Here is a 26,019-nt window from a genome sequence, read left to right as displayed (position 1 = left end):
CATGAAGGATCGCTCGGCAGACCACACCCCGGCGGTGACGGCCCCGCACGACCAGGACCGGGCCGCCGGGCCGCCGCCGGCCGGGGAACCGGCGATCTGGTCCCGTAACTTCCAGTACTACTTCACCGCCCGCAGCGCCGGCCTGCTCGGCTGGGCCATGCTGCCGGTCGCGGTCTCGGCCGGACTGCTCAGCTCCGGGTACGACCTGAGCACCGCGGGCTACTCGATGGCCTTCCTGGTCGGCCCGTTCGCCGGGCTGGTGCTCTTCGGCGGGGTGCTCGCCGACCGGTTCACCGCCCGCCGGATGATGATCGTCTCCGATCTGGCCAACCTCACCACCCATGTGCTGCTCGCCTTCCTGTTCCTGCACGGCATCGACCACCTCTGGCACCTGTACGGCCTGCTGATGGTGGCCGGCACCGCCAACGCGATGTTCCAGCCGGGCGCCTCCTCGACCGTCCCGCTGGTGGCCCGGGACGTGCAGGGCGCCAACGGTGTGCTGCGCATCTCCGAGGCGCTCACCGCGCTCGGCGGCCCGGCGCTGGCCGGCGTGCTGGTCGGCGCCGCCGCCACCGGCTGGGTCATGGTGATCTCCGCCGTCGCCTACGGCACCAGCGCCGGCTGCCTGTTCGCACTGCGGCTCGGCGCGGTGCCCGCGCCGCCGGCCGGCGAGAGCCTGTGGCGCAACCTGGTGGCCGGCTGGTACGAGTTCCGCTCCCGGAGCTGGCTGTGGGGCGTGATCGTGATCTGGATGTTCTTCGCCGTGCTCTCCTGGGGACCGCAGCTGTCGGTCGCCGCCGGGGTGATCGTGCCCGCGCACGGCGCCACCGCCTTCGGCCTGCTCAACTGCGCGTTCGGGGCGGGCACCGTGGCCGGCGGGGTGCTGGCGCTGCGCTACAAGCCGGTCCGTCCGCTCGCCGCCGGGGCGGTGGCGATGCTGGCGTACCCGCTCTACCCGCTCGGCATCGTGCTCGGCTGGCCGGTGTGGCTGCTCGCCGTCGCCCAGGTCGTGGTCGGGATCGGCATCACCTTCTGGGGCGTCATGTGGGCCACCAGCGTGCAGACCCAGGTGCCGGGCGAGGTGCTCAACCGCGTCCACGCCTACGAGGTCGCGGGTTCCGTCGGCATGTTCCCGGTCGGCAGCGCGCTGGCCGGTCCGGCCGCCGGAGCCTTCGGCACCGACCGAGTGCTGCAAGTGGGCATCGTGGTCGCCCTGCTCACCGCCGCCGCGCTGCTGCTGACCCGCCCGATCCGCACCCTGGCCCGGGTACCGGACCGCGCCTGAACGGCGCGGGCAGTCTGTACGCGCGGGCGGCGAGTCGCAGGGCGGAGGCCGGTTCGGGCACGAGCCGGGCGGGCGGATCGCGGACACGGCGACCGGAGCGGCCGCTGGCCGGAAGGTCATGGGCGGGTGGCAGGCAGCGGCCGAGCTCTGCGGGCGGTGAGACGGGGGCAGAGGCCCGCGTGGCGGCGCGCCGCGGGCTGGGGCCGGCAGCGCAGCGGTACAAGGCCGGGCGGCACGACGGCGCCGGAGCCCCGCAGGCCGGGCGGGCCGGAACTGGTCCGGCAGCGATTCCTCTCCCGGGCGCCTTGGAGCGGGTGCCGAGTCAGCCCGCACCAGCACGGATCCGACGGACATGACGCCTTCGTCGCCCGAGATCCGGCCAGAGGCCGCTGGCACACGGTGACCATCAGTCGAGCAGGGAGTCTGAGCGCCCGGCGGGCGGTGGACGAGCGGGCGTGGCCGAGGCGGACGTACCCGGTGGTTCGGTGCCGGCGGCCCCGTGGAAGGGGCAGCTCGAACCAAGCCGTGCCCGGCTTGCGTGCGGCGACCGGCACGTTCAGCGCCTTGGAGGCTGCGCTCCCCCTGTCGTCTGGCCCGCGCGGCCACCTGCCGGGGGCGGCCGGCGCCCGGCCGCCAAGGGCACCCGGCCCCCGGTTCGGCGATGATCCGCTCCTCCACAGGAATCGCCCAGAAGTTCAGGAGGAGAGGAGAGGGGTTCCGCAGTGGCCTCCCGAGTGCGCACCACAGGAGGCCGGGGCGGCTTGCCCGGTGCTGGCCGGCCCGTGGCCGGGGCGGGCGTGCCGGGCGCCTGCGGAGGGCCGGTGGGTGGTCAACATGGTGGCTCCTTCCCGCAGCGCATCCACGCCCTGCCCGTCGGCACCGCCGGGGGCCGCGGCCCCCGGCGGTGCCCGGCTCGGCGACGCGGCCCGCATGATGTCCCCTCTTCGCCGACGGGGACGCCAACCTGGCGATGCCGGACGGCGCCGAGCTCGCCGACGCCGTCACCGCCCGCCCGGGCGACGTGGAGGCGGCCCTCGCCGCCGGGCGGTGCGTGACGGCGGCTCCGCCCCCGGCCGACGGCGACGGCCGGGCGGCAACGGCCTCACGTGACCGCGTCGAGGCGGGTGATCTGCTCGGCCACAGTCCTTTCGATCGCGGCGGCGAGGTCCTTCGCCTGCTCGGCGCTCCCCGAGGTGCGTTCGCTCGCACACAGCATGCGGACCTGTACGAGGTGGGCCCGCATGCTCTCGGTGAGGAGGCGGTCGAAGTTCTCCCCGGACTCGGTCTTCGCCCTCCGCACCGTGTCGAGGCTGACCATGCCGGGCATGTCGTGGCCCTCGTGGGGACGGGTGTCGGGCACGCCCGAGAGCCTCAACAGCTCGCGCAGGTCGACGAGTTCGTCCTCGAGTCTCCTTCCCGCGTCCTTCACCCACCCGGCCAGGGCCGGGTGACCGGCGCGTGCGGGCGCCAATTCGGTGAGCAGCTCGGCCCGTTCGTCCATGGGGATCATCAGCTGGATCCACGCGGTGTCGGTGTCGTTGAAGGCGGCGGGCGCGGGCCGGTCGGTCGCCGGCTGCGGGGTGCAGCCGGCGACCGCCAGGCCCAGGAGCAGGGCGGACGCCGTCCGCCGGGTCAGAACGTTCCGGCGGAGTTGCACTTGGCGCTCTGCACGATGCAGTCCTTCACGCGCTGCCCGAGGGCCGCGGTGTCCCAGGCGTTGAAGAAGTCCCCGTGGATGGACGAGGCCATGCCCGACGCCAGGGAGAACCCGTCGGCGCTCCCGCTGGTCGGGTAGCTGATGACGAACGAGACCGACGGGATGGCGACCGGGTAGGCGCCGCTGCACTTGCCGTCGTAGGTGAAGGCAACGTGCGACTTGTGGTCCGGGCTGTCGAGGTGCTTGCCGTCCCAGCAGTCCGGGAACACCAGCTGGTACACCAGCTTGGCGGTCGGCGCGCACAGCGGCCAGTTGCCGTCGCCGCTGCGGCCGATCTCGCCGCCCGGTCCGGCGCACCAGAACTGGTTGGGCGTGCCGGCCGGGGTCGCCACCTGCAGCTTGGCGTTGCCCGCGATCATGCGGAAGCCCTGCGGGAACGGCACGGTCGCCGTGGGGTCGGGCAGCCGCGACCCGTAGTAGACGATCATCCCGTCGGGTTCGACCGCCTTGCCGCGCTCGTAGAGCGTGGGGATCCAGTACGCGGAGAGGTCCTTGGCGGGTGTGCAGCTCGTGCCCGAGTTGCCCAGCAGGCTCTGGGTCGTGGTGAAGGCGTCGGTGCTCTTGTTGCCGAAGAAGCTGTGCATGTGGGACGCGCCCGGCAGACCGGGGGCGACGATCGGGTCGTCCGGCTTGGAGTGGCTGTAGGTGCAGGTGGCGTTGAACTCGGGGACACGCACCGCGTTGGCGGGCACGGGCGCCGGGGTCATGGCCCGGAACTGGTTCAGCTGGGCCTGCCACTTGGCCTGGTCGACGTCCACCCAGCCCGGCGCGGGCTCGTCGCCGCCGCTGACGAACGAGAACCAGTTGATGTTGACGAAGTCGCCGGGCGTGGTGCTCCGCAGCACCGCGAACACGGATTGGGGTCCGGTCGGGTGGGTGGTGACGTCGGCGCTGCGGGTCGCCCAGGTCTGCCAGCCCCCGGTGGGGCTGACCTGGATCACGGCGAGCAGGGGTCCGGTCAGGGAACCGGTGCGCAGTTCGACGGAACCGGTGCCCGTGGCGGAGGCCACACGCGCCGACACCGTCAGACGGCCGGCGGCCCCGAGGTCGACCTGGTCGAACCGCATCCAGTCGCCGTCGGCGAGGTAGGCGGCGTTCTGTCCGCCGCCCATGTCGGCGGTCGTCTCCAGGGCGACGCCGGACTGTGCCGCGTAGGACTCGGCCTGGACGGTGATCGTGGCGGCCCGCGCGGCGGGGGCGCCGAGGGTGATGCCCAGGGCGGCTGCCAGGGCGATCACCAGGGCACCGGCCAGGACGGGACAGAGAGATAAGCAGTATCTGCGCATGTCACTTCCTCATCGGAGAGGGTGGAGTGTGGTGCGGCTGCGGTGCGGCCCGCGACCGAGGTGTCCGGGCCGGACCTGACAAGGGGGCCGGTGCCGGGCTGCGCTAGTGGTACACGTGTACGTAGTCGACGAGCATCCGGGACGGCGAGCCGATCCCGCCGCCGCCGTTGTAGGCGGGGGCGTGCACGGTCGAGTAGGCCGTCTTCACGTCCTTGCCGAGGACCTCCATGATGTCGACCTCGCCGTTGTACGGCCACGGACGGCCGGTGAGGAAGTCGGCGCCCATCATCCAGAACGCGGGCCACAGCCCGTTGCCCTCGGGCACCTTGATGCGCGCCTCGACGCGCCCGTAAGTGAACTGGAAGGTGGCACCGGTGTTCATACGGGCCGGGGCCCCGAGGTCGACCCTGATCCACTGCGGGTCGGAGAAGGCGCTGGACCAGCGCGTCGCCGGGTTGCCGTCGACGGCTCCCGGCGCGCCGAACGGGTCCTCGGTGCTCGACGCGACGACGGGCCGGCCCTGTGACAGCAGGGTCTCGGCGGCGTGGGCCCGGGGCGCGGGCAGGCCGACGGGGGTGAGCAGGACGGCGGGTAAGCCGATGCGGCCAAGCAGGGGATGCACGGGCGACTCCTCAGTGGGGGAAGGGTGAGGGAGCGCTCCCTGATGGGTGAGAGTGGGCCGGTACCGTTGGACTGTCAAGGCTTTGAGCAACAGGCCCGTAACACCCCTTGCGCGCACGGGCCGTGTCAGGGAACGGTTTCTGAGATCCACTTCGGCGGTGCGCACGGCACCCGTCGACAGGCGGCCGGAAGGCATCAGTTGACGGTGAGTTGTCCCACCGGTGTTCGCAGGAGGGGCCGTTGACAGGCGGATCGGGCCGAGGTCATCCTGAGGGAAAATCGCTCCCTGGACTCGAGGACCGGGCACCGGTGATCGGAAGGCGATGAAACGACCCACGCTCGCGGTGGTCGCCGCCCGGGCCGGCGTGTCCAAGTCGAGCGTCTCCCGGGTCATCAACGGGGAGACCACCGTCGCGCCGGAGATCCGGGACGTCGTCATGCAGGCGGTGCGGGAACTCGGGTACGTGCCGAACGCCGCCGCCCGCAACCTGGTCACCCGCCGCACGGACGCCGTGGCCGTGGTCGTCTCCGACCCGCCCAAGGGCGTGGTGACCGACGACCCGCTGTTCTCCACGGTGGTGCGCACCGTCAGCCGGGAGCTGGAGGCCGTCGGCAGACGCGTGGTGCTGATGCTCGCCGAGTCCGACGAGAGCCGGGCCCGGGTGGAGCGTTACGTGGCGGGGGGCCACGTGGACGGCGTGATGCTCGTGGCTCTGCACGGCGCCGATCCCCTGCCGGCCGCGCTCGCCCGCATGGGTCTGCCCGTCGCGTCCTTCAACCGCACCGCCGCGACGGACGTCCCGTACGTGGCGCTGGACAACGCGGGCGGCGCGGAGCTGGCCGTACGGCACCTGCTCGACCGGGGCAGACGCCGCATCGCCACCATCACCGGGCCGCTGGACCTGTACGAGTCCCGTGAACGGCTGGAGGGGTACCGGACGGCCCTGCGGGACACCGGGCGCCGCTCGATCGTCGCGCTGGGCGACTTCACCCGAGTGTCGGGCGCGGAGGCCATGCGGCAGCTACTCGAGGACGACCCGGACCTCGACGCGGTGTTCGCGGCCAACGACCTCATGGCCATCGGGGCGTTACGCACCCTGCACCAGGCGGGCCGCCGGGTCCCCGACGACGTCGCCGTCGTCGGGTTCGACGACATCGAGGCCGCCGCCTACACCACACCCGCGCTCACCTCGGTGCGCAGTTCCATGGCCGACCAGGCCACCGCGACGGTACGTCTGCTGCTGGCGCTCATCAAGGGCGGCCCCAGGAAACCGGTGATCATGCCGAACGACCTCGTGGTCCGCGAGTCGAGCTGAACCGACAGCGGACCGTCCGGGCCCCCGCCGCTTTCCCGTGCGTGCTCCGGCGCCGAGCTGCGTCCAGCACGACGCCGGGCCGGAACGTGCACCCGCCGCGGCTCAGCGCGGCGGTCGGTTTCACGCCGCTGCCCCTGCCGAGTCCGCACTGCCGCACTTCTCCGGCCCGCGCGACGCCGCCACCATCGCGGCCTTCCTGCGCACACGGGTCCAGAGGAGCCGTGGCTGCCCGGGTCCCAGTGGCACCCCCCGCTGTTCAGCCCTCTGCCTCCACGGCACCGGTCCGGAGAGATGCCCGCCGGCCGACGGACACGCCTGGAGGGGCCGTTGCCGCGCCCGGCGGTCCCCGTTCGCTGACGGAGCGGCGTCGTCCGCCGGCTCCTCCAGGAGGCGGGGCAGGAAAAGGACGGGATGGGGATGTCCTCATACGGGGTAGGCGAGCGGGACGACGCGGGGTGGCCCGGCGCACTCCTTGAAGGAGGGTCAATGCAGTTCGACGACGATGCCGCTCTGGACACGTCCGAGGTCACGGACGGGCGGGGAGGTGCGCTGGGCAGGATCCCGGGCGGCGGGAAGACCGTCGGCGGAGGACTGGTCGGGCTCGTGGTGCTGGTCGCGTCCGTGCTCCTGGGTGTCGACCCCGGCATGTTCGGCTCGGGCAGCAGCGACACGTCCTCGTCCGCCAAGCCGGCCGCGGACCTCGCGGCGGACTGCCGGACCGGTGCCGACGCCAACCGCAAGGAGGAGTGCCGGATCGTGGCCGTTGTCGACAGCGTGCAGGCATTCTGGAAGCAGACGGAGACAGCCGCCGGCAAGCCCTACCGGCAGGCCCCGACGTTCCTGTTCACCGGCAGTGTGAACACCGGCTGCGGGAACGCGACTTCCGACGTCGGCCCCTTCTATTGCTCAGCCGATGCCAAGGTCTATCTGGATCTCGGCTTCTTCGACGACCTGAGCGGCAAGTTCGGCGCCAAGGGTGGCCCGTTCGCCGAGGCCTACGTCATCGCGCACGAATACGGCCACCACTTCCAGGACCTCAGCGGAACGATCTCCCGCGGCAGCGGAAAGGGCCAGAACAGCGGCTCGGTGAAACTCGAGCTGCAGGCGGACTGCTACGCCGGGGTGTGGGCCCACCACGCCACCACCACCCCCGGCCCCAAGGGCGGTAAGCCACTGATCACCGAGTTGACGAAGGACGATATCAACCGCGGGCTGGACGCGGCCGCCGCTGTCGGAGACGACCGTATCCAGCAGCGCTACCAGGGCAAGGTCACACCCGACACCTGGACCCACGGCTCCGCGAGCCAGCGCCGGCAATGGTTCTCCACCGGCTACCGCTCCGGCCGCGTCGCCAGCTGCAACACGTTCAGCTGACCACCGCTCGTCGCTCGTCGTACGTACGTTGGTTGTCCCTGTTGGCGCCCCCAAGCCTACGTATCGCGTACACACTGCGGGCAGCTCGGCTCCCGCTGCCGCGCCCGCCGTTCGGCATCACGCCGGCGTTGGGCAGCAGCGGCGGCTCGCTCCTCGGCGTCCTTGCGCCGCCGCTCGGCGGCAGCAGCCCGTTCGACGGCTTCGGCCTCGGCTTCCATCCGGGCGCGCACAAGGGCCAGGGCCTCGTAGCCGGCACCGTCCACCACACCGTTCCACTCGACCACACCGTTCCACTCGACCGCGTCACCGAGCGGGCAGGTGATGTGCACCCACTTCGCCTTCGCCTTCAGCGTGCGCGGCTCCCAGGCGAAGCCCGCCAGCACATGGCACACCGACCAGGTCTCACCCCGCTGGCGCGGGAACACTGAATAGTGGCCGACGATCCGGGCGCCGTCGAACGTGGCGATGTGCAGCTCGTCATCGGCGAGCTGCACATCGCCATGAACGCCATCGGCCAGTCGCTCTTCGTCCACCAGCACCCCCACCAGGGGCAGTCGACCGAGGAGACCAGCCACGACGTCCCCGGCCCGCGGCTGCTGCCCACACTGCCCATGAAGCTGCCGCTGAAGTGGTCCGCCCGCAGCCGGCAACCCCTGGACCGCCCGGAGGATCACTGCGTCGCGCTCACCGACCACAGCGTCGACCCGTACCACCGCGTACCGTCCGCTCCGGCGACGTACGGTACGGCTGGAGGAGCGTGACGGCGGCTGGCCCTCGCCGACGACAAGAGCGAGGCCCGGCGCTTCGTCCGGGCCCGGCAGCGGCGCGACCCCCACGAAACTGCCCCGCTTCTTCGTCGTCTCCCCCACCGAACCCCGCCCCTTCTTCGTCGTCGACTTCGACAGCCCCGTCTACGACGACCTCCTCGCCAAGGCCGTTCGCCGGCTCACCCGCAAGGACCCCGACGTCTGCCTCACCGTCACCGAGCTGCTCCCCGCCCCCGCACAGGCCTGGCTCACCGACGACCAAGGCCACCGCTGCACCTGCGATCTCCGCCTCGTCGCCGTGACGGACCGGACCCGCGGCACGGCCACGCCCCGACTCGTACGAGACGGCGGCGCCGGACCGCCCCTGACCCCTGCACAAGGCCGCACCGGGCCGGTCCCCTCTCCCGGGGCCCGGCCCGGCCACGCGCGGTGCCGTCCGGTCGGGCGCCCGGCGTCGCCCGTCCGGACGGCACCGGGATGCAGTAGCCGCCCAGTTCCGTACGGTCATGTGCAGGGCCGGAACACCCTCCGGCCCGGCCATGAGGAGGCGCGCCATGCGTCGCATCAGCTCGACACTCACCGTTCTCGCGGCCGCCGGACTGCTCGCGCTCACCGTTCCCGGCCCGGCGTCCGCCACGAACGGATTCCTCCGCATCGGCGGAGTCGTCCACAACCACCCGCTGGGCTGCTACGAGGTCGTACAACTGTCCACCGTGCTCAACTTCACAGACGTTCCCGTCCGCGTCCACAACGTCCCGGGGTGCCGGGGCAGCGTCGTCCAGATCCTTCCCCCCGGGCTGGCGGCGCAGGTACCCGGGACGCACAGCATCCTCGCCGAAGACACGCTCGGCCCCGTGGGGTGACGTGCACGGCTGACGGCGTCCTCCACCCCGGCGTCGTCGAGGACGCCGGTGACGGTCTCGGCGAGCCGGCCGAGGTACGGCGGCAGCGCGGCCCGGTCGATCTCGCCATTGGCGGTGAGCGGGAGGGTGGCCAGCTCCACCCAGACACCACGCACCAGTTGGTCGGGCACCCGCCGCCGGAGCTGCGCGCGCAGTGCGGTGATCTCGAGCGGGCTGTTTCCGGGTTCCAGGACGTGTGGCCCGGAACGGGCCTGCGCCGCGGTGATGCTCGACTCGATGGTCACCGGGCGGCGAGGAACACCGCCAGGTCGGCCGTCTCGCCGCCTCCGGAATCCAGGTGCTGATCGCGGTCGGCGGCGACGACGCGCAGACCATGGCCGACGCCGCCCAGCAGGGCAACCCGCGACTGAAGGTCGTGGCCGCCCGCGACCTCGACCACGCCCTCAGCCTGGCCCGCGAGACGATCCAGCCCGAGGACATCGTCCTGGTCAAGGGCTCCCACAGTGTCGGGCCGGAGCACACGGCGGAGCGCCTGGCCCAGCGCGACACCATGAACGACGACCGCTGATCGAGGCCGGCGGGGCGGGCCGCGGGCGCCGGCAGCAGGATCGGCTCACGACCCTCCCCGGAGGCCGGCCAGGGAGACCCGGCGATGCGACCGCTGGTAGGGCCTCGTAGCCTGCCACTATGACCGAGAAGATCCAGACGCCGACGCCCCGCGATGCCTTCGAGCTGCTCATGACCGGCAACCAGCGCTTCGTCGCCGGCACGCCCGAGCACCCGAACCAGGACGCCACCCGCCGCACCGAGACCGCACCGTCCCAGCAGCCGTTCGCCGTGCTGTTCGGCTGCTCCGACTCCCGGCTCGCCGCCGAGATCATCTTCGACCGCGGCCTGGGCGACCTGTTCGTGGTGCGCACGGCCGGCCATGTCGTCGGTACGGAGGTGCTCGGCTCGATCGAGTTCGGCGCGGCAGTTCTCAACGCGCCGCTGGTCGTGGTGCTCGGTCACGACTCGTGCGGCGCCGTCGCCGCGGCCTGCTCGGCCCTGGAGACCGGACAGACGCCGGGCGGCTTCGTCCGGGACGTCGTCGAACGGGTGACCCCGAGCGTGCTGGCAGCCCGCGCCGCCGGACGCGAGAGCGCTGAGCAGATCCTGGCCGAGCACATCGAGCACACCGTGGACCTGCTGCTGGAACGCTCCCGCGTCCTGGCCGAGCGGGTGGCCGACGGCCGCCTCGGCGTGGTGGGCCTCTCCTACCGCCTGGCCGACGGCAGCGCCCAGCTCGTCGCCGCCCGCGGCCTCGACGTCCCGGTTCCCCCCGCGTCCTGACCGCTCCCACACACCCCGATCGACCGCGAGCCCGGCCCGCAGCCCCCGCCGACCCGGCGGGGGCTGCGGCCCGTCACGTGGGTCAGGGCCTGACATGACCTCGGACGCCGACGACGACCTGGCAACTACTTGAGGCAGGGCCACGGCACGAAGGCCGAGGACGACCTCAACGCGCCTTGTCGCGGCGACCGTGTTGTCCAGCGGCTTGTCGACCGCGGGTACCGGCCGGGCGGCCGGCACCCGCACCAGGTGGCCATCGACCCGGGTGCGCGGGAGGCGTGCGGTGGGGTGGAGGGCTGTCCGGCCGGCGGACGGCCCCGCAGCGCGGAGCTGAGAAGGCACCGGGCCACCCACACACGTTCCGCCGGCAGCTGACGGGCAGGCCTCCTCACGAAGATGAGCAGTCCACCGGGACAGCGGTACCGGCGGCGGCCCGGGTCTGCCCGGGCCGCCGCCGCGGTGCCTGCCTTGGGCCGTCAGGGCCGCCCGAGGACCCGGTAGATCCGCCCGGGGCCGCGTCAGTCGTCGGCGGTGAGGGCGCCGCGGGCGTCGATCACTTTCGGGTTCGCGACGCGGGAGACGAGGCGGACGGGGCCGATGTGCCGGTACGCGGGCCGCTCGGTCAGGTGCGGCAGCAGGTCGGCGTCCTGTGCGGCGGCGGTCGGATCGTCGGCGTGATGGCCCGTACCACGTCGGCCCGGGGCCGGGACCCGGCCAGTGCGCGGGCCGGCTCGCGCGGGGCCTCCGCCGTCCTGGCGTCGGCCGTCACGGCGACGGCCCGCGCGCAGTTGCCCCGGTGGGGCTTGACCGCGGTCGGCCGCGCGCCCGGGCGCAGTGGCGAGAAACTGTACGCGGCCGACCGGGTACGGTCGCGCGGGCGGCGCGTCCCGGACGCGGCCGACACGGCGCCGAGCGAGGCCGAGGCGAACGCTTCTCCTGAACCCGCAACACCAAACCGGGACGGAGAGAGCGTGTCTGGAAGACCGACCCGTCCACGCCGGATGCACGTGCGCCGAGTTCCTCGTGCTCCCCGGGAACGCCGACGCCGCCGGGGCACATCCCCCGGTCAGCGGAGCGGCGCTGCGGGGCGCGGTGAGTGGCGGGTGGCCGTATCCAGGGGTGAAGCTGGAGGTGTCCGCCGGGCATCGGGAGAAGCCCCTGAGCGGCGTTCCTTTCGGTGCCTGGGGCCCGACGCTCTTCTCGCGGTCGGGTCCGCGCCCAGGGACGTCGGTGCGGTCGGGTGACTGGAGACCCGGGATCGGGGAACCGGAAGTGGTGGCCCGACCCATGAGGGGCGAGGACGGGTGCCCGGCTTTCTCACCGGAAGAAGGACCATGATGGTGCACGAAGAGGACGACGGGCGCGCCGACGGCGACGGCGTCACACGCCGCCGTCCGCTGCGTGAGTGGCACGTCGAGGAGACGGTCGAGGTCGCGGTGCCGGTCCGCACGGCCTACAACCAGTGGACGCAGTTCAAGACGTTCCCGCGCTTCTCGGCCGTGGTGCGCGACGTCGAGCAGGTCAGGCCCACCGTCACCGCATGGACCATCGGCTACGGCCTGCTGCGCCATCGTTTCCCGGTCGAGATCGTGGAGCAGGACCCGGACGCCTACCTGGCCTGGCGTGGTCTGGAACAACACCCCACCCACGAGGGCGAGGTCGAGTTCAGGCCCACGGAGTCCGGCGGCACCGCGATCACGGTCCGGATGCTCCTGCGGCCGCACGGGGCCGCGAAGGTCCTCACCCGCTCCGCCGGGGTCACAGGGCTGGCAGCCCGGCTGGTACGCGCCGAACTGGTCGACTTCAAGCACTTCATCGAGGGGCTCGGCCAGGAGGGCGGCGCCTGGCGCGGCACCATCCGCAACGGCCGCGTCCAGCACGACACCCCGGAACCGCCCAGGAGCCGTGTCGCCCAGTGGCCCGTCGGCTGACCCCGCCCACCCGCACACGGCAAGAGAAAGGCCAAGCGATGCAGAGCCCGCCCGGTCAGGAGCCGGAGACCTCCCTCTCCGTGACGCCACCGAAGAAGTGGGCGGCCGGGGTTCCCGCCGTCGTGCACGCGTTGGAGTACTCCCTGGAGCAGACCTCCCCGCGCAAGACCGGGGTCGACCTGCTCACCATGAACCAGGTGGGCGGGATCGACTGCCCCGGCTGCGCGTGGGCCGACCCCGCCCCGGGCCGGCGCCACCGCAACGAGTACTGCGAGAACGGCGCCAAGCACATCAACGACGAGGCCACGACGCGCCGGATCACCGCCGACTTCTTCCGCGAGCACAGCGTGTCCGATCTGGCCGCCCGTTCCGACATGTGGCTCAACCAGCAGGGCCGGCTCACCGAGCCGATGATCAAACGACCCGGATCAGACCACTATGAGCCCATCGGCTGGAACGACGCCCTGGGCGTCCTCGCGCGGGAACTCAAAGGGCTGGACTCGCCCGACGAGGCGGTCTTCTACACCTCCGGCCGGGCATCGAACGAAGCCGCTTTCGTCTTCCAGCTCTTCGCCCGGGCCCTGGGCACCAACAACCTGCCCGACTGCAGCAACATGTGCCACGAGTCCAGCGGCTTCGCCCTGAACGAGACGCTCGGCGTCGGCAAGGGCACCGTGAGCCTCGACGACCTCCACCACGCGGACCTGATCTTCCTGGTGGGGCAGAACCCGGGCAGCAATCACCCGCGGCAGCTCTCGGCCCTGGAGCAGGCCAAGCGCAACGGCGGCCGCATCGTGGCGGTCAACCCGTTGCCGGAGGCGGGGCTGCGGCGCTTCAAGAACCCGCAGAAGCCGCGCGGGGTCGTGGGGCGGGGCACCCAGATCGCCGACCGCTTCCTGCACATCAAACCGGGCGGGGACCTCGCCCTGTTCCAGGCACTGAACCGGCTGCTGCTGGAGGCGGAGGACGCGCGTCCCGGCACCGTCCTGGACCACGACTTCATCAACGCCCACACCTCCGGTTTCGAGGACTTCGCCCGGCACGCCCGCACCGTCGACTGGGACGACGTGCACGCGGCGACGGGACTGACCCGTCAGGAGATCGAGAAGGTCCGCGACGAGGTCCTGCGCAGCGAACGCGTCATCGTGTGCTGGGCGATGGGCATCACCCAGCACAAGCACGGCGTGCCCACCATCCGGGAGATCGTCAACTTCCTGATGCTGCGCGGCAATCTGGGGCGCGCGGGCACGGGCGCCTGCCCGGTGCGCGGCCACAGCAACGTCCAGGGCGACCGCACCATGGGTATCTGGGAGCAGATGCCGGACACCTTCCTGGACGCCCTGCAAAAGGAGTTCGGTTTCAACCCTCCGCGCCCGCACGGCCTGGACTCGGTGAACTCGATCAAGGCGATGCTGGAGGGCCGCGTCAAGGTGTTCCTCGCCCTGGCCGGGAACTTCGTGCGCGCGGCGCCCGACAGCGAGGTCACCGAGAAGGCGATGCGTTCGTGCCGGCTGACCGCCCACATCTCCACCAAGCTCAACCGCTCGCACACCGTCTGCGGCGACACCGCCCTGATCCTGCCGACGCTGGGGCGCACCGAGCGTGACGTCCAGGCCGACGGCGAGCAGTTCGTCACCGTCGAGAACTCGATGAGCGAGGTGCACACCTCCCAGGGGCGGCTCGAACCGGCGTCGCGCAGGCTGCTGAGCGAGGTCGCCATCCTGTGCCGGCTCGCCCGGCTGACCGTCGACGGCGTGGGGGACGTCCCCTGGGCCAGGTTCGAGGGCGACTACAACACCATCCGCGACAGCATCTCCCGGATCGTGCCGGGCTTCCACGACTTCAACGCCCGGGTGACCCGTCCGGGAGGCTTCCAGCTGCCCAACCCGGTCAACGAGGGCGTGTTCAGGACCGAGACCGGCAAGGCCCGGTTCACCTGCAACGAGCGGGTGGTCCCCCGGGCCCCCCAGGGGCACCTGCTGCTGCAGACCCTGCGCTCGCACGACCAGTGGAACACCGTCCCGTACACCGACAACGACCGCTACCGCGGCATCCACGGCAGCCGCCACGTCGTCCTGGTCAACCCGGCCGACCTGTCCGAACTCGGCCTCGCCCAGGGCGACCGGGTGGACCTGGTGAGCATCTGGGAGGACGGCACCGAGCGCCGGGCGGAGAACTTCGCGGTCGTGTCCTACCCGGCGGCCAGGGGTTCGGCCGCCGCCTACTACCCGGAGACGAACGTCCTGGTCCCGCTCGACAGCGTCGCCGACATGAGCAACCAGCCCACGTCGAAGGGCATCGTCGTCCGCCTGGAACCCACGGGCGACCGGTCCCGGCCGGCACCCGCCTGACCGGGACCGGGACGGTCGTACCCCGGGCGGGGCCCGCGGACGCAAGACGGTGACGTGCCGGCGGGCGGACAGCTCGGCCAGTACTGCGACGACGCTTACCAGCGGCGACGGCCGCGCCTTCCGGCACGATGAATGACATCGACCACTCCGCCTCTGGCTGGCTGATCACCAGGCGACGTGCTGCCAAGTCCTTCAACCGTCATGGTCCGGGATGTGCGCGGCGGGGATTTCGTGCAGCGGGACCGTCGTCCGGCCGCCGGGCGACGTGACGATGGCGGGGGTGCGGCGTCCGGCTGCCGGTGATGACCGAGGCTGCCGGCTGCTGCCCGGCAAGGGAACGGGCACACGCCTGCTTCGGGAATTGCCTCGGCGCCTCCTCGCTGAGGTCCTGCGGGTACCTGCGGACTGTTGGCCTCGACGATCCGGCGCTGCCGGAGGCGCCGGCCAAACGCCTGGCTGTCCACGTGGGGCGACACCTCCACCCCGGTGCACCTGGCCCGCCCCCGCCACGCCTGCGTCCCCGCCCTGGGGCGGTACCGAGATCGTCACATGGACGGGCATGTCCGCCCGTCACAGCGCCATCCACCGGATGGGCGCAGGGCGGCTCGACGCGTCGTGAGCCGCACTGACACAGATCGTCAACTGATTGAACCTCACGGGTCTGGTCGCCGTCCCGGTCCTGCGTAGGGTTCCAAGAAGACGACAGTGCGGCATGTGCGCACTCGATCTGTCGCCGCGTCGAATGTTCAGGCACATCCACGAGAGAAGGAAACACACCCCGATGCACGCCCTTGTGGTCGATCACAGTGAGGCCGGACCCGTCCGGTTCGCCGATGTCGATGAGCCCGTACCGTCCACCGGTGAGGCGTTGGTGGAGATACGGCACATCGGTCTCAACTTCGGAGAGCTGAATTACGTGCACCAGTGGCCGGCCGGCGCTGTGCACGGTCACGACGCGGCCGGCGTCGTGGTGCGCGCCGCATCCGACGGCTCGGGGCCGCCCGAAGGTACGCGCGTGGCAGTGGGAATGGCTTCCCACGCGTGGGCGGAGCGGGCGGCAGTCAGCCCCGCCTCGCTCGGCACCGTCCCCGAGGGCGTGGATCTGGCCGACGCCGCCGCGCTGGGAATCGCCGGCGTCACCGCATTACGGGTGCTGCGCAAGCGTTCCCTGCTGGGGCGCGACGTGCTGATCACCGGCGCCAGCGGGGGCGTGGGGCACTTCGCCGTCCAGCTGGCGGCGCTGGCGGGCGCCCGGGTGACGGCACTCGTCGGCTCGCCGGAGCGGGCCGCCGGGCTCCGTGAACTCGGCGCCGACAGGATCCTGACCGACTTGGCTGAGACCGGGGACCGGTTCGACCTCGTCCTGGACACGGTCGGCGGGCCGCTGTTGGCCCATGCGTGGAGTTCCCTCGCCGAGGGCGGCACCATCCACCTGGTCGGTTACTCCTCGGGGCGGGAAACCACGTTCCCGTCAGGGGCCTTGTTCGGCTTCGGTGAGCCCCGCACCATCGCCACCTACGGCGACATGACGCCGACCGGCGGGGAGCTGACGGACCTGCTGGGCCTCATGGCCGCCGGGAGGCTCGCGGCACCGGTCGGACTTCGAGGCGACTGGCAGGACGTGGGCGACGCCGTCCAGGCGCTGTTCGCCCGGAAGGTGCACGGAAAAATCGTTCTCGACGTGGCCTGAAGTCGTGGACGAGGACACATGTGTAGTCGGCCGTCGGCGGCGGTCCGCGGTGGTGGACGAGAATGGGCCCATGGATGTGCTGGCGGAGGTCTTGCGTGTTTCGGGTGCGCGTGGGGCGCTCGGGGTCATGCTGCAGGCCGGAGGAACCTGGGGCCTGTGGCTGGACTCCTTTCCAGGAGCGGCACTGCACGTGGTGTCCCGCGGCACTGTGTGGCTCCACGTCACAGGCGAGAAACCTCTTCAGGTGCAGGCCGGGGACGCCGTCCTGGTGTCGCCGGGCACCGCACACGGGATAGCCGGCAGCGCCGGCGTGACGATGGGTTCCTGCGACCGGGAAGAGGCGGCTCGAGCCCTTGGCGATGGCCGGGCCCTGCGTCTGGGATCGGCGCCGGTGCAGACGGAAGTGATCGTCCTGCACTACGAGCAGGACCCGGAGGTTCGCACACCGGTGCTTGCCTCCCTCGCTCGGCCGATGCACGTCACAGCCCGGGAGAACGCGCAGCTCGGAAGGACCGTCGAACTGCTCGCTGCCGAGCTCGCACAGCCGCAGATCGGCACCACCGCCGCCATCAACAGCATCGTCGACCTTCTGCTCGTCCAGTTCGTACGCGCCTGGCTGGCCCGCCACCCGCAGGAGCAGTCCGGCTCATGGCTGGGAGCGATGCGTGATCCGGTCGTGCGCAACGCTCTGGCACGTGTCCACGCCCGACCGGAACACCCCTGGACCACGGAGACCCTGGCCGCCGCGACGAGCGTCTCCCGGGCGACGCTGTCCAGACGTTTCCGGTCCGCCCTCGGGCAGACGCCGGGCGCGTACGTGACGCAGTGGCGCATCGACCTGGCGTCCGTCCGGCTCCGCGATACCGATGAGCCGGTCGAGTCGATCTCCAGCGCGGTCGGGTACGGTTCTCCGCACGCTTTCAGCCGTGCCTTCAGACGTGCCCGGGGCACTGCCCCGGGCGAGTACCGTTCTCGGCTTCGCGAGTGATCCGGGCTCGGGAGAGGCTGTCGGGGATCACCGGGCCGAACCGACCCGGTCAGTGACCCGTCACAGGGCTCCGGCGTCCCGGGCCGTCCAGACGCTCGGGTAGATCGGCCGGAAGCCGAGTTCCCGGCGGATGCGCTGGTTGGACATGATCCCGAACCACGGGTCGGGGTCCGTGAACTCCTGGAGCCCGGCGGGCACCTCGACGCCGTTGAGTCGGTACAGCTCGACCGTCGTGACGGGGGCGTCATCGGCGATGTTGTAGATCCGGCCGGCGATACCCGGCGCGTACAGCAGACGCATCATGCCCTGGGCGACGTCCGCGTGGTGGGCCATCTGCAGGCGCTGGTGCGGTGCCCAGCGGGCGGCCCAGCGCAAGACGTCGGCAAGGTGCGGGTCGCCCTCGCCGTAGACGAAGGGGAGCCGCCCGATGCGTACGTCGAGACCCTTGAGCGCGAGCAGTTCGCGCTCCGCCTCGGCCTTGGACTCGGGGTAGGCGCCCCACATGGCGCCGCCCGGCCGGCTCTCGTCCTCCTCGGTCAGCGGGCGGCCCCGTCCGACGCCGTACACATTGTTCGTGCTGACCTGCACGAACCGTTCCACGCCTGAGACTTGCGCGGCGCGGCCCAGGGCCACGGCGGCGTCCCGGTTGACGGCCCACGCCTCCTCGTCGGGCACCCCGCGGAAGGAGGCGGCGACGTTCACCACGGCGTCCACGCCGGCGAGCGCCTCGCCGAGTGTCTCCGTGTCGCGCATGTCTCCTACGGCGACCTGGGCGCCCAGCTCCGCGAAGCGCTCGCCACGAGCCGCGTCCCGCACCAGGACCCTCACCTGCTCGCCCGGCTGCCGCTGGGCCAGCAGCCGCGGCACGAAGCGGCGTCCGACCTGTCCCGTCGTACCGGTCACCAAAGTCAGCATGATGTGCTCCTCACGCACTGTGTCGCCTGTCGTTGAGGACCAGCCTCGGCGGATACGGGGACGACCGGCAGAGACCTCTGCATCAGGGGATCGGCAGTCCCTGGATAAGCAGGCCGGGGTCCCGCACCCTGGAGAGGTGAACCGAGTCGAACTCACCGACTTCCTGCGCCGCGCGCGTGCCCGCCTGGCCCCTTCCGACGTGGGTCTCCCCGCCGGCGCCCGCCGCCGTACGCCGGGGCTGCGCCGCGAGGAGGTGGCCCAGCTGGCGGGCATGTCCGTGGACTACTACACGAGGCTGGAGCAGTCCCGGGGCCCGCGCCCGTCCCGTCAGATGCTCACCTCGCTGGCCCGCGCGCTCCGCCTGACCGAGGACGAGCACGACCACCTCTTCCACCTCACCGGTCAGGAGCCGCCGCGCCGTGAGGCGACCGGCACGCACGTACGTCCGGGCCTGCTCCTGGTGCTGGACCGGCTGCACGACACCCCGGCGATCGTGGTGACCGACTGCGGCGAGGTCCTGGCCCAGAACGCGCTGTCGCGGGCGCTGAGCGGAGACGCCCTCGCCCGCCCGCCCCGGGAACGCAACATGATCCGCCGCTTCTTCCTGGACCCGGCGGCCCAGGAGCTGTTCCCGCCCGAGGACCGCCCGGCGCGCGCCCGCGAACACGTCGCCGGCCTGCGAGCGGTGGCCTCGGCCCGCCCCAAGGACCCCGGACCCGCCGACCTCGTCGCCGAACTGCGCTCCGCGAGCGAGGAGTTCGCCCACCTCTGGAACCAACACGAGGTCGCCGTACGCCGCGCCACCACGAAGCGCTTCCGGCATCCTGCGATCGGTGTCCTCGAACTCGACTGCGAGGTCCTCGTCAACTCCGACCACAACCAGCAGCTCGTCATCCACACGGCCCGCCCGGGCACGGAGTCGTACGAGCGCTTGCAGTTGCTGCGGGTGGTGGGCTTGCAGGACCTGACGCCGAGGAACTCCTGACCACGTGCGCACGACCCCGCACGGCCCGGCCCGGGGTTCGTACCGCAGGTCGGCCGGGGCGAGGACGACGGCCGGCGGCAGCGCGGCGGTGGGCGGCCGGTGCGGCAGCCACCAGGACCGTGAGGGCGGGGAACACGACGGCCGGAGACGCCGCGGGGAGCTCGGGCTGCTCTGCGTGGCGATCTGCGCGGGCGCGGGACAGGTGTCCTCTTGGGCCCGGACACCGGCAGAGCGAACGACCACGCCGGCGGACCGGCAGCACCTGCTCCGCCGGCGACCCCGTCACGGTCCTCGGCGGCTGAGAGTTGCCGTCGCACGCGAACACGGGAGGAGGACCGGCGGCCGGGGCGGCCCCTCCCGTCGTCCTCCGGTGCGGTTCCCGGGAGGAGGCGTGGCGGACATGGGGGTTTCGCCCCCATGTTTTCGCCGCCGTGCCCGGCGGTGCCCGCCGGCATCCGGTGGCGGCGGACGGGCGGGGAAGTGCGGGCGGAGGGGCCGGGCGGTGAAGGTGGTAGGGACGACGGCGCGGGCCGGGCGCTTCGCCGCCCGTCCGCGCCGTCGTCGGATCGGGAAAACTGGGTGCCCGCACCCGATGGCGCCCAGGGCCGCGCGGCCGATGCTCTTGCCCTGTCAGGCAGAGGCCGATTCCCAGGAGGAGCCGATGGGCGAACCGGTGAGAGTCAGCATCGTCGCGCAGGACCCGATACTGGAGGCCGGTACCCGGATCAGCCTCCAGTACCACGGCGACATCGCGGTGGCGCTGTCCGGGGAGCGGGCGCAGGTCGCGGTCATGATGGTGGACCGGGTGGCCCCCCAGGTGATGAACGTGGTGCGGGCCGGGCGCGAGGCGGACGAGCGGCAGGAAGTGGTTCTGGTCGCGGCCGAACTGGCGGCCGAGGACGCGGTCCAGGCGTTCGCGGCGGGCATCCGGGGGCTGCTGCGTCGTTCCGAGTGCACCGCCGAGCGCCTGGCGTCGATGGTCGTGGCGGCCGCCGCGGGCGACTGCACGCTGCCACCGGACCTGCTGGACGGGCTTCTCAAGCACGGCCAGGGAGCCGCCGTCCGCCGGCCGGGCACGGACGGGGCAGCGGCGCCCGACGGCTCGGCGCTGTCGGAGCGGGAACGGGCGGTTCTGCGGCTGGTCGCGGACGGCCGGGAGACCGAGGAGATCGCACGTGAACTGTGCTACTCGCCCCGCACCGTGACCACCGTGGTGCACGACGTCACCCGGCGGTTCCAGCTGCGCAACCGGGCGCACGCGGTGGCCTTCGCCCTGCGGACGGGCCTGCTGTGATCGCGACGGCGGTGGCCCCGCCCACGGTCCTCCCGGCCCCGGCCGCCCCGACCGTCACCGTGTCCCGGTCGGGGGTGCGGGTGCGGGTCCGGTCGAACGACGCGACGGCGCGCGCGGTGGTGGAGGCCAGACTGATCACCGCGGGACTCCGGCCGACCGAGGCACCCGATCCGTCCCCGCAGGACGTGCTGGTGGCCGTCGGCGGCACCGTGGAGGCCGCGATCGAGGTCGTCCGGCCCGGCCTGCCGGACGAGTACGGGCGGCTGCTGGTGGTGGCCGACGTACTGTCCCGCCACGGCGCCCTGCGGGCGTTGCGGGCGGGCGCGCGGGCCATGGTGCTGTCCGCCGAGGCGACGCCGGAGCGACTGGCCGCGACCGTCCACTCGGCCCACCGCGGCGAGGGCCGCCTCTCCCACCTGGCGCTGGCCCGCCTGCTCGACGAATCGCCGGAGCCATCCGGGTCCGGGCGGCGGCCGGGCGTCCCGGCGCTGACCGGCCGTCAGCTGGAGGTGCTGCGGCTGATGGCGGACGGCCACGGCAACGAGGCGATCGCCACGACGCTGCGCTGCTCCAAGCACACCGTCAAGAACGTGATCTACGAGCTTATGGGCCAGCTCCAGGTCCGCAACCGGGCCCACGCGGTGGCGCACGCGGTACGCACCGGGCTGATCTGAACCCGGCCGGACCGGTCCTGACCGGCGGGATGCCGGACCGGGACAAACGCGCAACGCCGCGGCCGCGCGGCTGCCATTCGTTCCCTGGTGCCGCGCCACGGTCCGGCGGCACGCTGCTTCTGCCCATGTCCCCCCGCGGGCATGGCGGCTCTCCCTCCACGTGCGCCGCCACGAGCGGCTGCCGCGGCTACGTTCCCTGCCGAGAGGACCCGATGGACATCGCCGAGGACACCCCGATCACCGGCCAGGAGCCGGCGCCAGAGTTCAAGGTATTCGAGGAGCTGGAATCGGAGGTCCGGCTGTACTGCCGCACGTTCCCGGCCGTCTTCGAGCGGGCCAAGGGCGCCGAGTTGTCCACCGAGGACGGCCGGACCTTCATCGACTTCTTCTGCGGTGCGGGAACGCTCAACTACGGGCACAACAGCGACTTCATCAAAGCCCGGGTGGCCGACTACCTCGCCGCCGACGGTCTCTCGCACGGCCTGGACATGTACACCGTGGCCAAGCGGGACTTCCTGACCGCCTTCGCCGACACCGTACTGCGGCCCCGCGGGCTGGACTACAAGGTGCAGTTCACCGGGCCGACCGGCACCGACGCCGTGGAGGCCGCGCTCAAGCTCGCCCGCAAGCGGACCGGCCGCTCCGGCGTGGTGGCGTTCACCGGTGCGTACCACGGCATGTCCCGTGGTTCGCTCGCGGTGACCGGCAGCCGCCGGGCCCGCCGGGCGGGCGGGGTCAGTGGACAGGACGTCACGTTCGTGCCGTACGAGGACGGTCCGCAGGGCCGTTTCGACTCGATCGGTTACCTGGAGCGGCTGCTCGCCGACCCGTCCTCGGGCGTCGACCTGCCGGCCGCGGTGATCGTCGAGCCGATGCAGATGGAGGGCGGTGTCTACCCGGCGAGCAGCGCGTGGCTGCGGGCCCTGCGCGAACTCACCGAGCGGCACGGGATCCTGCTCATCCTGGACGAGATCCAGGCGGGCTGCGGCCGCTCCGGCCGGTTCTTCTGCTTCGAGCACGCCGGGATCACCCCCGACGTGGTGACCCTCTCCAAGTCGCTGAGCGGTTACGGGCTCCCGCTCTCCGTGGTGCTGTTCCGGCGGGAGCTGGACGTCTGGGAGCCGGGCGAGCACACCGGGACCTTCCGCGGCAACCAGTTGGCCTTCGTCGCCGCCACCGCGGCCTGCGAGCTGTGGCGACAGGACGCCTTCCATTCCCGGCTCGCCGCCTCGGTCGACCGCCTGGACCGGTTCCGCGCCGAACTGGACGCGCTGGGACGGGGACTGGTGACGCGCGGCTGCGGGATGGCGCTCGGCATCGACCTCGGCGTCGAACCGCCGCGCGCCGAGCGGCTGCAGCGGTACGCCTTCGACCACGGGCTCATCGTCGAACTGTGCGGCCGCCGTGACGAGGTGATCAAGCTGCTGCCGCCGCTGACCATCGATCCCGCCGTGCTGGACCGCGGCCTCGACGTGCTGCGGCGGGGCCTTCGATCCGTCTGACGACCGGTCAGCGACGCTGCCGGACCCGTCAACCCCTGTTCCTGACCGTCATGCACGTCAAAGAAGGAGACCGCAGATGTCCGGTCCGCTACGCCGACACCTGATCTCGATCGGCGACCTCGGCTTCGAGGAGATGCACGGCATCGTGCGGCGGGGTGCCGAGTACGCCGCCGGCCGCCATGAGGGCGCTCGTCCGCTGCACGACGCCGTGGTGGGCGTGCTGTTCCGCAAGACCTCCACCCGCACCCGCACCGCGTTCTCGGCCGGCGCCCTGCGCCTGGGCGGCCGGCTGATCACCTACGGTCCCGGGGACCTCCAGGAGAACACCGGGGAGACGGTCGAGGACACCACCGCGGTGCTGTCCCGGATGCTCGACGTGCTGGTGGCCAGGACCGCGGGCGGCGAGGCCGAGCTGCGGGCCTTGGCCGCGCAGCGGCGGATGGCCGTGGTCAACGCGATGAGCGCCGCCGAGCACCCCACCCAGGCACTCGCCGACCTCACCACGCTGCTGCGCCGGTTCGGGCGGATCGACGGCCTGCGGGTGCTCTACCTCGGCGAGGGCAACAACACCGCCTCGGCGCTGACCCTGGCGCTGTCCCGCTACCCCGGCACCGAGCTGCACCTGCGCACTCCGCAGGGGTACGGGGTGGAGCAGTACTACCTCGACCGGGCCGCCGAGTACGCGGCGGCGGGCGGCGCGCTGGTGACGCAGCGGCACGACCCGGCCGACCTGCCCGAGGCGGACGTGATCTACACCACTCGCTGGCAGACCACCGGCACCACCAAGGCCGACCCCGACTGGCGGCGCGCCTTCGAGCCGTTCCGGGTCGACAAGGCCGTCATGGACACCAGCCCCGGCGCGCTGTTCATGCACGACCTCCCCGCGCACCGCGGCGACGAGGTGACCGCCGAAGTGCTGGACGGGCCCGCCTCGATCGCCTTCGAGCAGGCCGAGAACAAGTACCACAGTGCCCGCGCGGTGCTGGAGTGGTGTGCCGGCGGCGCCCCGGCGGGGGGCGGCGACGCATGAGCCCGTGCCGCTGCCCGGCGGCGGCTGGCGCCTGTGGCGGCACTTCGCACTGCGGGGACCCGGCTTCCCGGTGACCGGGGTGCTCAGGCCGGCGCCGCGGGAGCCGGCCGAGGCGGCCGACCGGTTCGGTGCCGGGGCGGAGCCGGCCGGAGCCGACTGGCAGTCCTTCGAGAGCGCTTCGCCGCCGCGGCCGTGGAGACCGCCGAGGAGTTGCAGAGCATCGCCGGCCGGCCCGGCTTCCGGGCGGCGGTGGCCTGGCAGAACCGGGCCGTGCTGCACACCGGCATCGCGCCGTTCCTGGCCTGGACGCCCAGCGCGGCCGGCCGGACCAGCACGCGCGCCGGCGCGAGGAACCGGTGGCCCACTACTGGCAGCGGTTCTGCGTCAAGAACGACACCATCGGCTTCCTCGGCCCGGTCGGCTGGGGCACCCTCGACCCCGGGCCGCGCGGCATCGAGGTGGACCACGGCGCGGTTCTGATCACCCGGTCCGAGGTCTTCTTCTCCAGCTGGTCGATCGACGAGCCGGCCAGGACGCTGGACCGCGATCCGGGCCTGCGCCCCTGGCCGGCGCCGCGCCGGCTGCCGTATCTGCGGATCGAGGAGGCACGGGTACGGCTCCCGGGGCGGCCCGCGCAGCCGGTGTCGCCAGCAGGTTCGCCCGGCGATCGAGCTGCCGGTACGACAGTCGACCGCCGGGCCGGCGCAGCGCGACCGCGCACGGGGTGCGCTCGGCCTGCTCGGCGGACAGCTCGTGCAGGCAGCGCTCGGGCAGCGGCACGGCGGTCTCGTCGAACTTCTCGATCACGGCGAGCCGGTCCTGGCCGGTCGGCAGGCCGACGCGGTGCAGCGGGCGGTCCGAATCGGCCGGCACGGCGTCGAGCAGCACCCGGAAGGCGTCGGCCAGGCGCTGCGCGGTCGTCCGGTCGAACAGCGCGGTGGCTGACTGCAGCCGGGCGTCGAGCCGCCCGTCGGGCAGTACGTCGGTGTCGAGCACCAGGTCGAACGGCGAGCCGGTCAGCGGTGTGCGCACCAGCTCGCAGTCGAGGCCGGGCAGCCCGATCGGCTCGGGCGCAGCGGTGCGCAGCGAGAAGGACACCTGGAAGAGCGGGGTGCGGGCGGAGTCACGCTCCGGAGCCAGCTCGTCAACCACCAGTTCGAACGGCGTGCCGGCGTGGCTGAGGGCGGCCGGCGTGTTCGCGGCGACCCGGCCGAGCAGGGTCCGGAAGGACGGTTCGCCGCTCAGGTCGCCGCGCACCATCACGGTGTTGACGAACAGGCCGATCAGCCGCTCCGCATCGGGCAGGCCGCGGCCGCTCACCGGCGTGCCGACCGCGATGTCCCGCTGCCCGCCGAACCGGACGAGCACCGCCTGGAACGCGGCGAGCGGCACCATGAACCGGGTCGCCCGGCTGCGGCGGGCGAGGAGGTCGACCCGTGCCATCAGCTCGGCCGGCAGCTCCAAGCGGACGGCGTCGCCGGCACCGTCCCAGACGGCCGGGCGGGGGCGGTCGGTGGGCAGCTGAGGCGGCGTCAGGTCCGCGAGCGCGGTGCGCCAGTGGTCCAGCCCGGCGGCCGGCCGTCGGCCGGTGAGCCTCTCGGCCTGCCAGTCGGCGAAGTGGGCGTACTGGAGGGCGAGCGGCCCGAGGGGGCCGGTGCACCGCCGGTGCGCCGCCGGTGCGCTCCCGGTAGCCGGCCGCCAGTTCGGTGCCGAGAAGGTGCCAGGACATGCCGTCGAAGGCGATGTGGTGGACCACCACGATCAGCAGGTGGTCGGCGGGACCCACCCGGGCCGGCACGGCCCGCAGCGGGGGCTGCCGGGCCAGGTGGATCGGGAGCCGCAGTTCGTCCTCGATCAGCCGGGCCGGCCGGGCCTCCCGGCCCGAGGCCGGCAGGTCGGTGAAGTCGAGTCCCCGGAAGGGGACTTCGGCTTCCAGAGCGATGTGCTGCAACAGCCGGCCGGCGTCCTGCCGGTAACTGGTGCGCAGCGCCTCGTGCCGCTCGACGACGGCGGTGAGCGCACCGAGCAGCGCGTCCGTCTCCAGGCCGCCCGGCCTGGTCGTCCGCACCGTCACGGCTGTCGTCGATCCCCACCGGCC

Annotated in this window: 19 protein-coding genes and 5 pseudogenes; 17 read left to right on the top strand and 7 right to left on the bottom strand. The window is 72.6% G+C overall.

Annotation, left to right across the window (positions count from 1 at the left end; translation table 11 throughout):
- The first annotated feature begins 1 nt into the window (after nt 1).
- Complete coding sequence (locus IE251_RS04020) at nt 2-1,285, top strand: MFS transporter (protein ID WP_189751510.1); 1,284 nt, start codon at nt 2-4, stop codon at nt 1,283-1,285.
- A gap of 1,102 nt (nt 1,286-2,387) precedes the next feature.
- On the opposite strand, the gene IE251_RS04015 is transcribed toward IE251_RS04020, so the two are convergent.
- From IE251_RS04015 to IE251_RS41995, 3 genes and pseudogenes are all read right to left on the bottom strand, one after another.
- Nucleotides 2,388-2,942, bottom strand: coding sequence for a DUF305 domain-containing protein (locus IE251_RS04015; RefSeq protein ID WP_229896572.1), 555 nt, complete (start codon nt 2,940-2,942; stop codon nt 2,388-2,390).
- Nucleotides 2,918-4,288 carry a DUF1996 domain-containing protein gene (locus IE251_RS04010; protein ID WP_189751509.1) on the bottom strand — a complete coding sequence of 457 codons (1,371 nt, stop codon included), beginning with the start codon at nt 4,286-4,288 and terminating at the stop codon, nt 2,918-2,920. The genes IE251_RS04015 and IE251_RS04010 overlap by 25 nt, the downstream gene beginning before the upstream one ends.
- Nucleotides 4,289-4,430: 142 nt before the next feature.
- Nucleotides 4,431-5,105, bottom strand: a pseudogene (locus IE251_RS41995) (family 16 glycosylhydrolase); the annotation flags it as partial.
- A 127-nt stretch (nt 5,106-5,232) separates the two neighbouring features.
- On the opposite strand from IE251_RS41995, the gene IE251_RS04000 reads away from it, so the two are divergent.
- Both IE251_RS04000 and ypfJ read left to right on the top strand, forming a co-directional pair.
- The gene (locus tag IE251_RS04000; RefSeq protein ID WP_189751507.1) at nt 5,233-6,225 is read left to right on the top strand and encodes a LacI family DNA-binding transcriptional regulator; all 993 of its coding nucleotides are present in this window, start codon (nt 5,233-5,235) and stop codon (nt 6,223-6,225) included.
- 486 nt (nt 6,226-6,711) lie between these two features.
- Complete coding sequence (gene ypfJ, locus IE251_RS03995; protein WP_189751506.1) at nt 6,712-7,599, top strand: KPN_02809 family neutral zinc metallopeptidase; 888 nt, start codon at nt 6,712-6,714, stop codon at nt 7,597-7,599.
- A gap of 56 nt (nt 7,600-7,655) precedes the next feature.
- Here ypfJ and IE251_RS03990 read toward each other — a convergent pair whose 3' ends face one another.
- Nucleotides 7,656-8,093: a hypothetical protein gene (locus tag IE251_RS03990; RefSeq protein ID WP_189751505.1), complete on the bottom strand. Its 438-nt coding sequence runs from the start codon at nt 8,091-8,093 to the stop codon at nt 7,656-7,658.
- Between IE251_RS03990 and IE251_RS03985 the strand changes: the two genes are divergently transcribed.
- The 8 genes and pseudogenes from IE251_RS03985 (at nt 8,067) to IE251_RS03950 (ending at nt 17,521) form a co-directional block, all read left to right on the top strand.
- The gene (locus IE251_RS03985) at nt 8,067-8,360 is read left to right on the top strand and encodes a hypothetical protein (RefSeq protein ID WP_189751504.1); all 294 of its coding nucleotides are present in this window, start codon (nt 8,067-8,069) and stop codon (nt 8,358-8,360) included. The two genes, IE251_RS03990 and IE251_RS03985, sit on opposite strands and share 27 nt — an antisense overlap.
- Before the next feature lie 560 nt (nt 8,361-8,920).
- Nucleotides 8,921-9,229: a hypothetical protein gene (locus IE251_RS03980; protein ID WP_189751503.1), complete on the top strand. Its 309-nt coding sequence runs from the start codon at nt 8,921-8,923 to the stop codon at nt 9,227-9,229.
- Nucleotides 9,230-9,533: 304 nt separating this feature from the next.
- Nucleotides 9,534-9,797: pseudogene (locus tag IE251_RS03975) on the top strand (glutamate ligase domain-containing protein); the annotation flags it as partial.
- A 119-nt stretch (nt 9,798-9,916) separates the two neighbouring features.
- Nucleotides 9,917-10,561 carry a carbonic anhydrase gene (locus IE251_RS03970; RefSeq protein WP_189751501.1) on the top strand — a complete coding sequence of 215 codons (645 nt, stop codon included), beginning with the start codon at nt 9,917-9,919 and terminating at the stop codon, nt 10,559-10,561.
- Between the two features lie 1,337 nt (nt 10,562-11,898).
- Nucleotides 11,899-12,492: an SRPBCC family protein gene (locus tag IE251_RS03965; protein ID WP_189751719.1), complete on the top strand. Its 594-nt coding sequence runs from the start codon at nt 11,899-11,901 to the stop codon at nt 12,490-12,492.
- A gap of 38 nt (nt 12,493-12,530) precedes the next feature.
- Nucleotides 12,531-14,843, top strand: a complete 2,313-nt coding sequence (locus tag IE251_RS03960; RefSeq protein ID WP_189751500.1) for an FdhF/YdeP family oxidoreductase — start codon at nt 12,531-12,533, stop codon at nt 14,841-14,843.
- A gap of 781 nt (nt 14,844-15,624) precedes the next feature.
- On the top strand, nt 15,625-16,533 hold the full coding sequence (locus IE251_RS03955) for a zinc-binding dehydrogenase (protein WP_189751499.1): 909 nt from the start codon (nt 15,625-15,627) through the stop codon (nt 16,531-16,533).
- Nucleotides 16,534-16,603: 70 nt separating this feature from the next.
- On the top strand, nt 16,604-17,521 hold the full coding sequence (locus IE251_RS03950; RefSeq protein ID WP_189751498.1) for an AraC family transcriptional regulator: 918 nt from the start codon (nt 16,604-16,606) through the stop codon (nt 17,519-17,521).
- 60 nt (nt 17,522-17,581) lie between these two features.
- Here the strand turns inward: IE251_RS03950 and IE251_RS03945 are convergent, their stop codons facing one another.
- The gene (locus IE251_RS03945; protein WP_189751497.1) at nt 17,582-18,436 is read right to left on the bottom strand and encodes an NAD-dependent epimerase/dehydratase family protein; all 855 of its coding nucleotides are present in this window, start codon (nt 18,434-18,436) and stop codon (nt 17,582-17,584) included.
- A gap of 136 nt (nt 18,437-18,572) precedes the next feature.
- Between IE251_RS03945 and IE251_RS03940 the strand changes: the two genes are divergently transcribed.
- The 6 genes and pseudogenes from IE251_RS03940 to IE251_RS41870 form a co-directional block, all read left to right on the top strand.
- Nucleotides 18,573-19,421, top strand: a complete 849-nt coding sequence (locus IE251_RS03940) for a helix-turn-helix transcriptional regulator (protein WP_189751496.1) — start codon at nt 18,573-18,575, stop codon at nt 19,419-19,421.
- 661 nt (nt 19,422-20,082) lie between these two features.
- Nucleotides 20,083-20,715, top strand: coding sequence for a response regulator transcription factor (locus IE251_RS03935; RefSeq protein ID WP_189751495.1), 633 nt, complete (start codon nt 20,083-20,085; stop codon nt 20,713-20,715).
- Nucleotides 20,712-21,389, top strand: a complete 678-nt coding sequence (locus IE251_RS03930) for a helix-turn-helix transcriptional regulator (protein ID WP_200692429.1) — start codon at nt 20,712-20,714, stop codon at nt 21,387-21,389. The genes IE251_RS03935 and IE251_RS03930 overlap by 4 nt, the downstream gene beginning before the upstream one ends.
- A gap of 212 nt (nt 21,390-21,601) precedes the next feature.
- The gene (gene ectB / locus IE251_RS03925) at nt 21,602-22,891 is read left to right on the top strand and encodes a diaminobutyrate--2-oxoglutarate transaminase (RefSeq protein WP_189751494.1); all 1,290 of its coding nucleotides are present in this window, start codon (nt 21,602-21,604) and stop codon (nt 22,889-22,891) included.
- Between the two features lie 76 nt (nt 22,892-22,967).
- Nucleotides 22,968-23,921 (top strand): ornithine carbamoyltransferase, encoded by a 954-nt coding sequence (locus IE251_RS03920; RefSeq protein ID WP_189751493.1) that lies wholly within the window; start codon nt 22,968-22,970, stop codon nt 23,919-23,921.
- A 128-nt stretch (nt 23,922-24,049) separates the two neighbouring features.
- A pseudogene (locus tag IE251_RS41870) lies at nt 24,050-24,499 on the top strand (lantibiotic dehydratase); the annotation flags it as partial.
- Here the strand turns inward: IE251_RS41870 and IE251_RS40635 are convergent.
- Both IE251_RS40635 and IE251_RS41985 read right to left on the bottom strand, forming a co-directional pair.
- Nucleotides 24,402-25,544, bottom strand: a pseudogene (locus IE251_RS40635) (condensation domain-containing protein); the annotation flags it as partial. The pseudogenes IE251_RS41870 and IE251_RS40635 overlap by 98 nt on opposite strands.
- Before the next feature lie 52 nt (nt 25,545-25,596).
- A pseudogene (locus IE251_RS41985) lies at nt 25,597-25,989 on the bottom strand (condensation domain-containing protein); the annotation flags it as partial.
- Nucleotides 25,990-26,019: the final 30 nt, after the last annotated feature.

It is taken from the genome of Streptomyces eurythermus (assembly GCF_014649115.1).
GTDB lineage: Bacteria > Actinomycetota > Actinomycetes > Streptomycetales > Streptomycetaceae > Streptomyces > Streptomyces eurythermus.
Note: the sequence above shows the minus strand (reverse complement) of the source record. Positions and strands in the feature narration are given on the sequence as shown.